Below are 13,902 nucleotides of genomic sequence, written 5' to 3' on the forward strand. Positions count from 1 at the left end.
CCTTATAAACTTTATGGACTTTATAGACTTTTGACTAAAATGCGTTGCGTATGGCGTTTGAGAATATTCGTTTGGTAGCTCGTTACGAGCGAAGACTGATTATAAGAAATAAATTATTCTGGATTTTTGCCATTTGCGTGGTCGGGGGGATCGCCTGTATGCAATGGGGATGGCAGGGGCAACGATTGGGCGGATGGCATTGGACGGATCGGGCGTTACCTTCGTTTATTCCTTTCCTGAATGCTTGGGTGTATAACCTGGTACAGGGGATTGTCGTGATTTTTATCGGGATAGATTTCGTGTGGCGGGATCGACGTTTGGAAACGAATGTGGTGTTTTCGGCTCGACCGGTGAGTAATCTGGCTTATCAAGCGGGAAAGGTGTTGGGGATTATCGAAGTCTGTTTGTTGCTGAACGTGTTGACGATGGGTGCCGGGATGTTAATTCATCTGTTGTTCGGGGAACTGGGGACCTTCCAGTTGAGACTTTATTTGATATATATGTTGGTGGTAACCCTACCCACTTTGTTTTTCGTGTTGGGAATAGCGTTGGTAATAGCGAATCGGGTCAGGAATCATGCCGTGGCGATTCTTCTCTTGTTGGGGATATTCGCCGCGTTTTACTTTGGAGCTTCGGGGTTGTTCTGGGGCGTGGCTGATCCTTGGGGAAGAAATTTGCCGCTCTTGTTTTCCGATGTCACGGGTTTGTCCCGACCGCTTTGGATTGCTTTGCAACGAGGTGCGTTTTTTGTGTGTGGAACGGGGTTGATCCTGTTGTCCATGGGAATGATGAAGCGCTTGTCGGAACGGGTCGGAACGATCCGGGTAATGCAGGTCGTGGGGGTGATTTGCGTGTTGCTGGGGTTTGTTTTAGGATACGGGTATTTTGATAAATTTCAAGAGATAAACGCGAGGAGAAATGTATACCGGGCCGTGTTTGAAAAGTACGAAAGCGGGAGAGGGTGTCACGTCAAAACACATGATATTTATTTTCAACAGACGGGTGAACGTGTGACGGGAGAGAGTTGTTTGGAGGTGGCAAACACGGGTAACACTCCTTTGGAACGCCTGTTATTTTACTTGAATCCCGGTCTGGAGGTAACGACCCTGACGGACGGACAGGGAAATGGGGTGGCCTACAACCGTGAAGAGCAGGTTGTTCACGTGGAGAAAGGATTACAACCCGGAGAAGAGATTGTTTTACGCATGACGTACGAGGGGGTGATTGACGAGGCGGTTTGTTACCCGGAACTGACGGACGAGGAGTTTCACGATACCCGGTTAATGAACTTTTTCCGGGTTTATCATCAGGTGTTCCGGCATGGAGGAAATTACGCCCGTGTCGGGGACGATTACACGCTGCTCTTTCCGGAATGCCTGTGGTATCCGGTTAGTGAGCCTCCCGCGAATATAAACGTACCGTTAAGTCATCGGTATGATTTCACGCTTTATTCTTTGAAAGTCGGGAACGTGGGGGAACGAGTTGTTATCTCGCAGGGAGAAGCGGACAGGCGAGGCGATACGGTTGTCTTTAAAAATCAAGAGCGGTTGCCTCGTTTGAGTTTGAGTATCGGTAATTACGAGCGGCGAAATGTCGTGGTGGATTCGTTGCAATTGGAGTTGTTTTATTTCCCGGGACATGATTTTTTCTTGGAGGATTATACGACGACCGGGGATTCTCTGACATTGCTTGTGCAGGAGCCGGTGGGGCATATCCGGGCAATGAGGGATAGTGATTATCCTTACCGGAAATTTACGGTTGTGGAGACTCCGGTGAATTTTATTCCGTACCAGCGAAAAGGAGTGGAAGGAAGTGGATTCGTGCAACCGGAGATATTGTTCTACCCGGAGAGAATGTATCTTGGATATTATTCACACGTGGAATATTGGCCTGGCGAGGAGGATGACCGAAATCGTTTTGAATTGGAGCGGGACGGGTTTGAAAATCTGTTAATGGTGAATTTATCGACCGGTCCTTTTGATTGTTCTGTCATGTTCGATGATTTCGGGGGAATCCTGCAATCGGATGAATATCCGGGTTTCGGGAGAGTTGCGAATGATTTGTCCCGGATCAATCTGGGGGTGAAGCCGAGGGTATATCTGGGAGACGAAATCGAGTACCCTGAAATCGTGGCCTACTGGGAGAAAAAGTCTTTACGGGATGCGTTAGAGGATAACGAAACGAAATACCATCATTTACGGATATTGTTGGATTGGAAGTTCGCGCAGATAGAGAAGCATTTGCAGGCACTCGTGGGAGAACGGGAGTTGTTTGAGTTTGCTAAAGGGTTTAAAAAAAGGTACTTGCATTCCGGTCCGGACTTTCAGGTTTTCGAGCGGGAGTTCAACGAGCATTTCAAGTTGAATCTTCGGGAAATTCTGGATTGTTACTATGACATGAAAGAATTACCCGTGTTGTTTGTTCGGGATATGCAGATCGAACTGCACGGGGGAGAGGATGAGGAGGAATATATATCGAGTTGTAAAGTGTATAATCCCTCTTCCGTGCCGGCTGTCGTGACCTTGGAGGTTAATACTTATTCAATGGGGGACGGCGAGTACGGGTCTGGAAAACGCAGTTTCTTGATACCGCCTCATGGTTGTAAGGAGATTCGGAATAAATTGGATGATCCGGAATACTTTTTCATCGAAATGAACCTTTGTCAGAATATTCCCGGGGAGAGCAGGATGCAGTTTAGCCCGAAGTCCTTATCTCGTACAGAAGACGGACGAACGGGAGTCTGGGATACAGACAGTTCGGTTTTTACCCGCAAAGAGCCGGGGATTGTAGTGGATAACGGGGACGAGGGATTTGTTATTCACGAGAAGAAACGGAGGGAGAAATTGGCGGCTTATTTTTCGAAACAGACGGATACGAGGAAATATAACTATATATATGATCATGAACGTTGGACGTTAGTCACGGAAGCTAAGTGTTACGGGGATATCGTGAAGAGTGCTTATTATAAAGTGGCCGGGAATGGAAAGACAAAGGTTGAATGGAAGGCGAAAATTGATAAGCCGGGACGATACGAGGTGTTTGCTTATATTCCGGAAGTTGAAACGACTCCGGCTCGAACGTCGTTTGTCCGGGGGGCCCGTCTTTATTATCAAATTGGTTCCAGTGAGGGGATGATTGACGTGGAAGTATCACCGGATTCGGAGGAACTGGGGTGGGTTTCTTTAGGGAAATATGATTTTGATGCCGGAGAGTACAGCGTGTTTCTGAGCGATAAGGGGGGCGATTCGCTGATCTTTGAAAAAAATGAGGATTATGCTTGGGAGTCCGAGGCCGTACAATTGATTTTTGCCGATGCGGTGAAATGGGTTCCTGTTCGGAATTAGGAATGTTGTTTGGTGGAGAGTAGGAGAACCTATTGTGACCATTTTAATTAAATAGTATGGATAACCGAGGTTGATTTATTATTTTTGTCGTAATAAATCGGGTATAATGAAAGATAAGATAAATAAAACGAATGCCGCACGTTTGTTGGATAAGGCAAAGATCACTTACGAGTTGATACCTTATGAGGTGGATGAGAATGATCTGGCGGCAACGCACGTGGCAGCCCAACTGGGGGAAAATATAGAACAGGTGTTCAAGACATTGATTTTACACGGGGATCGGAGCGGTTATTTTGTTTGCGTTATTCCAGGGGATCACGAGGTAGATTTGAAGTTGGCGGCCAAAGCTTCCGGGAATAAAAAAGCTGATCTGATTCCGATGAAGGAGTTGTTGCCCGTTACCGGGTATATCCGGGGCGGTTGCTCGCCGATCGGGATGAAGAAAGATTTTCCCACGTTTATTCATGAAAGCTGTTTGCAGTTCGAGTATATCTATATCAGCGCCGGGATCCGGGGCTTGCAAATTCGAATAGATCCGAAGGATTTGGTTCGTTATGTCCGGGCGACGGTGATATCGCTGATTAATTGAGGAGTCGCCTTCGGCGAGTTGCAGGTTAATGCTTTCTCATTTTAAATTCTACATTCTAAATTTTACATTAAAAGCGTGGCGTGTGAGCGTAGTTTTAGTGAACGGGGAATGCGATGGTGAACCGACTGCCTTTGCCGACTTCGCTTTCTACCCATATTTTCCCATCGTGGGCTTCCACGAAGTCTTTGGAAATGGCTAAGCCCAGACCGCTACCTTGTACTTTCGTGCCCGGTACACGGAAATAACGATCAAAAATGCTTTGGTGATATCTGGGATCAATGCCTTTCCCGAAGTCTTGAACGAATATCTGGATTGTGTTGTCAATCTCTCGTGCGCCGATGATGATACGGGAATTTTCTTTCGAGTAATGGATGGCGTTGGAGAGAAGGTTTGTGATGACCCAAGCAATCTTTTCGCTGTCCACGAATAGTTTGTGTATCTTTTCGGGATACTCCACTTCGATGTTACATTTAAAACGTTCGGCAAGTACCCGCGTTGCCGAGATCGCGTAATTAATCAATTCGATGGGTTTCGTGATCTTGGGACTTAAAATCAGTTTCCCGGTCTCGACTTGGGTGAGTTTGAGTAGTTCTCCCGTGATATTCAGAAGCCGATCGCTATTTTCTTTGATACTGTCGGCAAGGGATTGCTGTTCCTCGTTGAGATTACCCACACGCTGGTCTTCCAAGAGTTTCAGACTCATCATGATGGCGGAGATTGGGGTCTTTAACTCGTGCGAGATAGTGGATATAAACGTGGTTTTGGCAGAATCCAATTCCTTGAACTCCGTGATATTCTTTAACAGGATCACGTTGCCGACTTGTTTCTCTCCTTCTGTTTCCGTTTCCGTCAGTTTAATCGGAACATATATAGCTTTGAAAAAACTCTCCTTGTTGTCGGCGTATATTTTCAAAGGCTCGTGTTTCTCGTTGGGGTGTACCAGTTCCCGGATCAGGCGACGTAATAAATCGTTTTTCAATGATAGCTCGTCGGCGGATTGGTGGATCATGTTTTCTCGTTTGAGATTTAGCACGGCGAGGGCTTCGTTGTTGACGAAAAGGATTTCCCGATTCGGGTTCAGACCGATGATCGGCTCGTGGATGCTGTTGACAATCGCCTCGATGTATTTCTTACTGGATAACAGACTGGCTAACGAACTTTGCTGGTATTCTTCCAGTCGTTCGGCCATGTCATTAAAAGAGGTTGCCACTTCGTTAAACTCTTGTGTGGAGTGGAAATGTAACCGTTTCCCGTAGTTGCGTCGGGCTATTTCCAATATTCCTTGGGTTAGTTCGCTGATCGGTTTCGTGATCTGGGAGGGGAACAGGACGAGCAGGACGAGGGCCACGCCGGCACAACATGTTCCGATAATGGAAATCCACAACGTGGCGTTGTAGGCGGTTTCGGAGGCGATCAGGCTTTTGCGCTGAATGGAGGCCATGTTCAGACTCATGATTTGGTTCAGGTCCAACCGGAGTTGGCGAATGTTCTTCTCGTTGGGTGCCTCGTCGAGCAATTTGAAGTGACGAGCGAGCCGCCCAGTTGCTTCGGCCTCGTTGATTTCCGTGATATTCCGGCTTTGTTTCTCTAGGTTTTCCATGAATATATTCAGGGCTTCCCGGTCGGTTTCGAGGTTGTCAAGGGCGTGGAGCATCCCCTTGGCGTAATCCAGCGAGTTGTAATTATCTGCCAGGATATTTTGGGTGTCATCGGATAGTTTATGAATATAGCTAATGGCCAAAGCTCCTAGTAACACGATGATAATGAAAAGGAGTCCGATCCCCGATGTTAATTTAGTCTTTATTTTCATGCCTGTAAACTTAATTCGATTTAATGAAATATTCAATATTTACCCGTTGGTTTATGAACCGAGGATGATTAAATCCACGTTCAAGGCGGCAAGATTGTCCAACAGTCTCTTGTATCGAAGAGCGGAGCGAAGATACGAGAACAGGTGTATGTTGGGTTTGCCCACGCAAACGGTGCTGATTTGTCTCTCTTTGCATACATGGATGATCGTCCCGATGATGTCGTCCGATTGTATTTGCAACACCTCCCCGCCGAGTTCGGATGCCAGTTTGAAGTGGTTGATCAGGTAGCGTTGGTTCGCCAATGGAATCCGGTCTGAACTTTCTTTGCGGGTTTGCACGTGAAGTACCACGAATTTGCTGTTGTAACGGGTGGCGAGGCGAGCCACTTTGCGAATCAGCTTGCGGGGCGTTTTTTCCTGGCTGCTGATACAGGCGAGGAAGCGTTCGTGACGCAGGCCGATGTTCTCGACTACCTCGTTTTCGACTTTCTTTTCTACCCGTAAGGCCACTTCTTTTAATGCTAGTTCTCGTAGTTGCAGGATGTTTTCCGACTTGAAGAAATTACATAAGGCCCGTTCAATCTTGTCTGCCCGGTAGATTTTACCCGCTTTCAGGCGGGTAATCAGTTCTTCGGCCGTGAGGTCGATGTTCACGACTTCATCCGCCTGTTCCAGCACGCTGTCCGGGACACGTTCTTTGACCTCGATTCCGGCGATATCCTGCACTTCGCCATTGAGGCTCTCGATGTGTTGGATGTTGACAGCCGTGATCACGTTGATTCCAGCGTCAAGCAGATCGAGCACGTCCTGCCAGCGCTTTTCGTTGACACTGCCTTCGGCGTTGGTATGCGCCAGTTCGTCGACGATCACCACTTCCGGGCGAATCTGGAGAATGGTTTGTAAATCCATTTCTTCGATTTCTTTACCCTTGTAGAATAGTTTTTTGCGGGGAATGACCGGAAGTCCTTCCAGTTTGGCTTCCGTGTCACCCCGTCCGTGTGTTTCCACGTAACCGACTTGCACGTCGACCCCGGCGGCGAGCAGGTCGTGGGTTTCCTGTAACATCCGGTACGTTTTTCCGACTCCGGCAATCATTCCGATATATATTTTTAAATGTCCTCTCCGGGCTTTCCGGATGAGGTCCAAAAAATGTTCAACATTCTGCTCTTTGTCCATGATGCCAGTAAACAGCAAAAAATATGCTACGTTGAAAATAATATATTTATCTGACATGTTGCTAGTGTGTTGCGTGCGAGAGTCCCAATATAGCACGAAATGGAACCATTTCATTTTGGCATGGTCGTTTTTTCCATTTTGAAAAAATGGGATGCGTGACATTTTGTAACGATTCTAAACAAAATTTGGTCTGCTTTTTGCATTCTTGGGGGAAATTGATGCAGCTATGAGAAAAAAGATTGTTTTATATGGTATGATTTTGCTTTTAGGCGGGTGTGATCTGATCGAGTATCACCCGTACGATGTCCGATTGCATGGAGAGTTAGGAATAAATGCCAAAAATATTGCTCGTATAGAAGAAGCTTGCGAGGGGAAAGATACCCTGCGGTTCGTGCTTATGGGAGATAGCCAGCGTTGGTATGACGAGACGGAAGATTTCGTGAAGGCCGTTAACAAGCGGGATGACATTGATTTCGTGATTCATGGCGGGGATATATCCGATTTTGGTTTGACCAAGGAGTTCATGTGGGTGCGGGATATCATGGGAAAACTTCGTTTTCCTTACGTGGCGTTGTTGGGAAATCACGATATTCTGGGCAACGGGATGGATGTTTTCAATGACGTGTTTGGTGATGAGAATTTTTCTTTTCGGGCCGGGAAGACTAAATTTGTATGTATGAACACGAATGCCCTGGAGTTTGATTATTCACACCCCGTTCCGGATTTCACGTTCATGTATAATGAGTTACAGGACACGGTAGGATGCCCGCGTACGGTTCCAGTGATGCACGTGCAGCCTTTTAATGTCGAGTTTAATAATAATGTGGCTAGGGGTTTTCATGCCTTGTTGAGAGAGTTCCCGGGAGTGGAATTCTGCTTGCACGCTCACAGTCATTCATTGCTTCACGAGGAGTTGTTTGACGACGGTATCCCGTATATCGGTTGTGCCGCGATGAAAGATAAAAATTACCTGTTATTTACTTTAACACCGGGAGGATATGAGTATGAAGTGGTCTATTATTAGGATCGGGATAATAACTATGTTCATGGGGATGGTGACGAACGTGATGGGAGGAACGGACGATGATCGGGAACAGAGACGGGCGGAGCGACACCAGCGTAAGCTACAGGAATATCAATCCCGGTGGAATAATTTGATTCCTAAATACCAGAACGTGCAATACGCCGGGTCAATGGGTTTGCTTTCTTTGGGAGTCGGTTGGGATTACGGGCGGAAGAAGCAATGGGAAACGGAAATCATGTTCGGGTTGATTCCAAAATTCTCTTCCAACAAGGCGAAAGTGACGTTCACCTTGAAGCAGAACTATGCTCCCTGGGAAGTAAGTCTTGGCGGAAAGTGGTGGTTGGAACCGTTGGTAACGGGTTTGTACATGAACACGGTGCTTTCGGATGAATTCTGGGTGAAAGAACCGGAAAAATACCCGAATAATTATTATAAATTTTCCACCCGGATACGGTTTCATGTCTTTACCGGGCAGCGCGTGGCATTTGATTTGGGACCACATTCCCCGTTCCGACGGATCACGGCGTTTTACGAGTTGAGTACGTGCGATTTGTACCTGATCAGTAAAGCCACGAACAAGTATATCAAGGCGTGGGATATTCTAAGTCTTTCGTTCGGCGTGAAGTTGCATATTTTGTAGTGGCGTTGCCACTACAAGTTACAGGTTGCAGGTTACATTTGCTTTGGATCGCCTGCGGCGAGTTACAAGTTACATTTGCCTTCGGTAAGTTACAAGTTATCGGCAGCACAAGCTGCCGTAAACAAAGCGCCTCGCAAGGTCCATTGACCTTATGGACTCTTCTGCCTTCGGCAAGTTACAGGTTGTTTTAATTGTCCGGTTTGTGATTATTGTGGTATCCTTTTTCTATATTTGTGATTCAAAGCAAAGAATAACAGGCATGAACAAGATTTTGATCGTAATGGCGTTTCTCTCGTTTTCTGTGGCATTGAAAGCACAGGATATCACGGGACATTGGGGCGGAAAATTGAACATTCAAGGGATACAGTTGAGGGTTATATTTCATATTGCTCGATCCGGTGATGCGTACGTGACAACGATGGATAGTCCGGATCAGGGAGCCAAGGGAATTCCTACCGGGAAGACGGAATACTCGAATAGCGTGTTGACGATAGTGGCTCCTGGGATGGGGATGACCTACACGGGAACTTGGCAGGGAAACGATACGATTAAGGGAACCTTCATGCAAAGCGGTATGACATTACCGTTGGAGTTGATTCGTACGGAAGAGAATTCTTTACGTCCGCAGGAGCCGAAACCTCCTTACCCGTATCACACGGAAGAGGTGACGGTCGAGAACGTGAAAGCGGGTGTGAAGTTGGCGGGGACGTTGACTTTACCGGAGCGGGAAGGGGATTATCCCGTCGTGATTCTGATCACCGGTAGCGGTCCGCAAAATCGGGACGAGGAGATAGAGGGACACAAACCGTTTCTCGTGATAGCCGATTATCTTACCCGGCAGGGAATAGGGGTATTGCGGTTGGATGATCGGGGAGTGGGGTTATCTACCGGGGATTTTGGAAAAGCGACAACGATGGATTTTGCGGATGACATAGAGTCTGCGGTAATATTCTTGAAAAAACGGAAAGTACGTCAGGTTGGACTTATCGGGCATAGCGAAGGAGGAATGATCGCTCCTTTGGTTGCCACCCGGACGGAAGGTGTCGATTTTATAGTCCTTCTGGCAGGTCCCGGGTTACGGGGGGATAAAATATTGTTAGGGCAACAAGAGGCGATTAGTCGAGCGCTTGGGATGGCTGATAGTGTGTTGAATTATTCTAAAATAGTGAATAAAAAATGTTTTGATATCGTGGTGCAAAGCGGTTCGGAGGATAAGGCCGAGGGCGTTTTAAAAAACTATATGGATAGCTTGACCCGGATCGGACGTTTACCCGCGAATATGAAAAACGAGCAAGGTGCCGAGTTGTGGAGACGACAAGTCTTATCCCCGTGGATGTATTTCTTCGTGACCTATGATCCTGTTCCGACACTGGAGAGTGTGAAATGTCCGGTATTGGCTTTGAATGGAAGTAATGATTTACAAGTGCTTCCTGAGAATCTGGAGATAATCAAGAAGGCTTTGGAGGCCGGGGGAAACCGGCAGGTGACCGTGAAAGAGTTGCCGGGATTGAATCATCTGTTCCAGACGTGCAAATCCGGTTCGCCAACTTTGTACGGTACGATTACGGAGACTTTTTCTCCGGTAGCATTGAAGGAGATCGGGGAATGGATAGGGAAGCTAAAAGGTAAGAACTAAAAGATAAAAAGATGAAAAGGTGTTTGTTTATTAGTGTATTGTTTATGCTATTCGGGAATGTGATGGCACAGGATATTACGGGGAAATGGTTTGGAAAATTGGAAGCCAAAGGCATTGTTCTGCGATACGTATTTCATATTGAAGGTGATTCTACCGCTTATCGTTGTTTGATGGATATGCCGGATCAGAAAATATTCGGTATACACATGAATCGAGTCACGTTGGAAGCAGGAAAATTGACGCTTGAATTGAAGATGTTAACCTTGGTTTACGAGGGAAATTTGAACGAGAAAGGGGAATTTGTGGGAACATACAAGGAGGGGGATCTTGTGTTACCGATGATATTGAGTCGAACTGAAAGTTCATCACGTCCTCAGGAGCCTCGCGAGCCTTTCCCTTACCGGGTTGAAGAAGTACGATTCGATAATACGAGGAGTGCGGTCACGCTAGCAGGAACATTAACGCTGCCGGGAGAGGGATCGGATTTTCCCGTAGTCGTGTTGATTAACGAAAACGGGCCACGAAACCGGGATGGAGAGATTGAAGGGCATAAACCTTTTGCCGTGCTGGCCGATCACTTGACACGAGAAGGTATTGGTGTGTTGCGTGTGGATGATCGAGGGACGGGCATGTCGACGGGAAATTATATGGAGTCTGATCTTGATGATTTTGCCAGTGATACGGAAGCTGCTGTTGCTTATTTGCAAGAGCTCGGTTTTAAGCAGATCGGATTGATCGGTCATGGGTCGGGAGGATCTATAGCTTCGCTTGTGATAAATCGAATAGAGGGAATCTCTTTCGTGGTGTTACTGGCGGGACCGGGAATCCGGGGGGATGAGTTGATTCCGATGCAAATTGCATTGATATTGAAAGCGTCGGGAGCAGATAGTGAGAGTGTGAAGAGAGGCGAGGAGGAAAACCGCCTTTTGTTGAGACATTTGGCAGAAACTACAGACCCGGAAGCCGAGAAAAAGTGGGTGAGTAAACGCCTGGCTCGTTTTTATCGTTCGAATCCAAAGCTCGCGTTAATCGGGGGAACAGAGGAAAAGTATGTGGAAAGACAGATTAAGCGTATATATGTTCCTGAGTTTTTATCTATCGTAAGGCATGATCCGGCTATCATATTGCGAAATATAACGTGCCCGGTATTAGCGTTATACGGTGAAAAGGATTTACAGGTTCCCGCTGACATAAATGCTGTAGCAATGCAAAAGATATTAGAAAACTCGCAAAGCAAACAGGCAATAGTGAAAGTGTTGCCGGGATTGAACCATCTGTTCCAAGAATGTCTAACAGGACAACCCGCAGAATATAGCATGATCGAGCAGACGATGTCTCCTGTTGTACTGGCGGAAGTCGGCGATTGGATTCGCGAAGTGATGAAGATGAATAAAAAGTAAAGATATGAAAAAACGCCTATTGACAATCGGATTGCTGTTGCTATTGCTGCTGCCGGAGGTCGAGGCGCAACGAAAGAAGGTCGGGTTGGTGTTGAGTGGAGGAGGGGCAAAAGGGGTGGTGCATATTGGCGTGTTGCAGGTGTTGGAGAAAGCGGGTATCCCGGTTGATGTGATTGTGGGTACCAGTATGGGGTCGATCGTGGGGGGCTTGTATGCTATCGGTTACACGGCCGATCAACTGGATAGTCTGGTGCGTAATCAGGATTGGATGTTTCTTCTGAGTGATAAAGTGAATCGTTATGATTTGTCGTTCGGGGAAAAAGATCAAGATGCCAAGTACCTGTTTTCCGTGCCTTTTGACCGGGGAAAGCGTCGTCCGGTAGGGTTTGTCAGCGGGCAGAACGTGTATAACTTGTTTACCGACCTCACGATCGGGTATCATGATTCCTTGGATTTTATGAAATTGCCCATTCCCTTTGCTTGCGTGGCGGCAGATATGTTTCAACGGAAAGAGATTGTTCTGAAAGACGGGTATCTGGTACAAGCCATGCGGGCGAGTATGGCTATTCCCGGTGTTTTTACCCCGGTTAAAAAGGGAAATCAGGTATTGGTCGATGGGGGAATCATGAATAATTTCCCGACAGACGTGGCCCGGGCTCTCGGGGCGGAGATCGTGATCGGGGTTGATGTGCAGGCGGATCTGATGACGGAAGATAAACTGGAATCTGTTTCCGGGGTCATCCCGCAGATTATCAATTTGCTGTGTATGAACAAACACGAGGATAACCAGAAACTGGCGGATCTGGTTATCCGGCCGGATATGAAAGGATACTCGGCTGCTAGTTTTAGTAACCGGGCTATAGATTCTTTGCTCTCTAGGGGAAAGGTGGCCGCTTTACACCAGTGGTCCGAGATCGTCCAGTTAAAAGAGAAGATCGGGATATCACCTGAAGATCATGTCAGAAATACGATTACGGGGGACCCTGGTGAGATCGTTATCCGGAATATTATCATCCGGGGATTGTCGTCCAAGGAAGAAGGGTGGGTACGTCGGAAAATGCGGATGCAGGAAAATAGCGTGATCACATTGAATGACATACATCGGGAGATCGCAACCTTGTACGGTACGAAAGCCTTTTCGGCGGTTAACTACCGTTTGTTGGGGAACGCTCCTTACGATTTGGAATTGAACCTGAAATCCAATCCCATGAGTGCAATTAATATCGGGTTCCGCTTCGATTCGGAAGATATGGCGGCCATTCTGTTGAATACGACCTTGAATTACCGGGCTTTGCGGGGTTCTCAATTATCGCTGACCGGACGATTGAGTAAGAATCCTTACGTGAGATTGGAGTATACCCTAGAAAATACTTTCCTGCGCGGGTTTAACCTGGCGTATATGTTCCGCTACAATGACGTGGATTATTATCGGAAAGGCAAGAAGATGAATAACGTGACTTACCGTTATCACGCGGGCGAGTTGGGGTTATCCAGCTTGTATTTGCGGAACTTCAAGTTTCAGGTGGGATTACGTTACGAGTATTTTGATTATAATTCCCTGCTTTTCTCCAATGAAGATGAGGTGATGACCGTTCGTCCCGAGGGCTTTTTCAGTTATTACGGGTTCGCGCTGTTCGATACGTATGATCGTCGGTTTTATCCTTCCCGAGGGATGTTCCTACGGGTGGGTTATTCGCTCTACACGGATAACTTGGGAACGTACGACGGCGGGGCTCCTTTTTCAGCTTTATCATTTAATTTCCGGCCTGTTATCTCGTTATCCGATCGTTTAAAGTTGTTGCCTGCTGCCTATGGGCGGGTCCTGATTGGGAATAGTCCGGCGTATTCATACATGAATAATCTCGGGGGAACCGAATTCGAACGCTATAATTCCCAGCAAATGCCTTTTCTGGGCATCAATCACGTGGAGGTATTCGAGAACTCCGTGATCGTCGGGAAACTGGAATTCCGCCAACGTATGGGGCGAAAACACTATCTCTCCGTGGTCGGGAATTACGCCTTTCAGGACGATAACTTTTTTGACATTTTCGGTCGCAAAGGTATATGGGGTGGGGGTGTCGGCTATTCCCGCGATACTATGCTCGGCCCGATCGACTTGATGTTCAGTTTCTCTGACTGGACGGAGAAGTTGGGTTGTTATTTTAATCTCGGATTCTATTTTTGATCTTGTTACGCGTTGGTGAATATCGTTTTCCAGCTTCCAATGTTTCTCTTTTCAGCATTGAATTCCACTCCGACTTTAACAATTTCCCAACCATCGGC

9 protein-coding genes are annotated in these 13,902 nt (G+C 47.0%); 7 read left to right on the top strand and 2 right to left on the bottom strand.

Annotated features, from left to right (window positions below; genetic code table 11):
* Positions 1-50 precede the first annotated feature (50 nt).
* Positions 51-3,344 carry an ABC transporter permease subunit gene (locus DWW52_RS01270; RefSeq protein ID WP_118713664.1) on the top strand — a complete coding sequence of 1,098 codons (3,294 nt, stop codon included), beginning with the start codon at positions 51-53 and terminating at the stop codon, positions 3,342-3,344.
* A gap of 106 nt (positions 3,345-3,450) precedes the next feature.
* Positions 3,451-3,933: a Cys-tRNA(Pro) deacylase gene (gene ybaK / locus DWW52_RS01275; protein WP_118713665.1), complete on the top strand. Its 483-nt coding sequence runs from the start codon at positions 3,451-3,453 to the stop codon at positions 3,931-3,933.
* Positions 3,934-4,027: 94 nt separating this feature from the next.
* Here the strand turns inward: ybaK and DWW52_RS01280 are convergent, their stop codons facing one another.
* Together DWW52_RS01280 and DWW52_RS01285 are read right to left on the bottom strand one after the other, a co-directional pair.
* The gene (locus DWW52_RS01280) at positions 4,028-5,743 is read right to left on the bottom strand and encodes an ATP-binding protein (RefSeq protein ID WP_118713666.1); all 1,716 of its coding nucleotides are present in this window, start codon (positions 5,741-5,743) and stop codon (positions 4,028-4,030) included.
* 51 nt (positions 5,744-5,794) lie between these two features.
* Entirely contained in the window at positions 5,795-6,919 is a 1,125-nt protein-coding gene (locus tag DWW52_RS01285; RefSeq protein WP_118714272.1) for a sensor protein KdpD, read from the bottom strand.
* A gap of 226 nt (positions 6,920-7,145) precedes the next feature.
* Between DWW52_RS01285 and DWW52_RS01290 the strand changes: the two genes are divergently transcribed.
* From DWW52_RS01290 to DWW52_RS01310, 5 genes are all read left to right on the top strand, one after another.
* Positions 7,146-7,943, top strand: coding sequence for a metallophosphoesterase (locus DWW52_RS01290; RefSeq protein ID WP_118713667.1), 798 nt, complete (start codon positions 7,146-7,148; stop codon positions 7,941-7,943).
* Positions 7,918-8,583, top strand: a complete 666-nt coding sequence (locus DWW52_RS01295) for a hypothetical protein (protein ID WP_233556638.1) — start codon at positions 7,918-7,920, stop codon at positions 8,581-8,583. The genes DWW52_RS01290 and DWW52_RS01295 overlap by 26 nt, the downstream gene beginning before the upstream one ends.
* A 259-nt stretch (positions 8,584-8,842) precedes the next feature.
* Positions 8,843-10,219, top strand: coding sequence for a S9 family peptidase (locus tag DWW52_RS01300; protein ID WP_118714274.1), 1,377 nt, complete (start codon positions 8,843-8,845; stop codon positions 10,217-10,219).
* Between the two features lie 11 nt (positions 10,220-10,230).
* Positions 10,231-11,619: a S9 family peptidase gene (locus DWW52_RS01305; RefSeq protein WP_118713668.1), complete on the top strand. Its 1,389-nt coding sequence runs from the start codon at positions 10,231-10,233 to the stop codon at positions 11,617-11,619.
* A 4-nt stretch (positions 11,620-11,623) separates the two neighbouring features.
* Positions 11,624-13,804 (top strand): patatin-like phospholipase family protein, encoded by a 2,181-nt coding sequence (locus DWW52_RS01310; RefSeq protein WP_118713669.1) that lies wholly within the window; start codon positions 11,624-11,626, stop codon positions 13,802-13,804.
* Positions 13,805-13,902: the final 98 nt, after the last annotated feature.

Source organism: Odoribacter sp. AF15-53 (genome assembly GCF_003479425.1).
Lineage (GTDB): Bacteria > Bacteroidota > Bacteroidia > Bacteroidales > Marinifilaceae > Butyricimonas.

Bases quoted from the DNA above. Each gene is read 5' to 3' on its own strand.
- DWW52_RS01270 (WP_118713664.1), top strand. From the start codon at position 51: ATGGCGTTTGAGAATATTCGTTTGGTAGCTCGTTACGAGCGAAGACTG.
- DWW52_RS01285 (WP_118714272.1), bottom strand. From the start codon at position 6,919: ATGGACAAAGAGCAGAATGTTGAACATTTTTTGGACCTCATCCGGAAA.
- DWW52_RS01295 (WP_233556638.1), top strand. From the start codon at position 7,918: ATGAGTATGAAGTGGTCTATTATTAGGATCGGGATAATAACTATGTTC.
- ybaK (WP_118713665.1), top strand. From the start codon at position 3,451: ATGAAAGATAAGATAAATAAAACGAATGCCGCACGTTTGTTGGATAAG.
- DWW52_RS01305 (WP_118713668.1), top strand. From the start codon at position 10,231: ATGAAAAGGTGTTTGTTTATTAGTGTATTGTTTATGCTATTCGGGAAT.
- DWW52_RS01290 (WP_118713667.1), top strand. From the start codon at position 7,146: ATGAGAAAAAAGATTGTTTTATATGGTATGATTTTGCTTTTAGGCGGG.
- DWW52_RS01300 (WP_118714274.1), top strand. From the start codon at position 8,843: ATGAACAAGATTTTGATCGTAATGGCGTTTCTCTCGTTTTCTGTGGCA.
- DWW52_RS01280 (WP_118713666.1), bottom strand. From the start codon at position 5,743: ATGAAAATAAAGACTAAATTAACATCGGGGATCGGACTCCTTTTCATT.
- DWW52_RS01310 (WP_118713669.1), top strand. From the start codon at position 11,624: ATGAAAAAACGCCTATTGACAATCGGATTGCTGTTGCTATTGCTGCTG.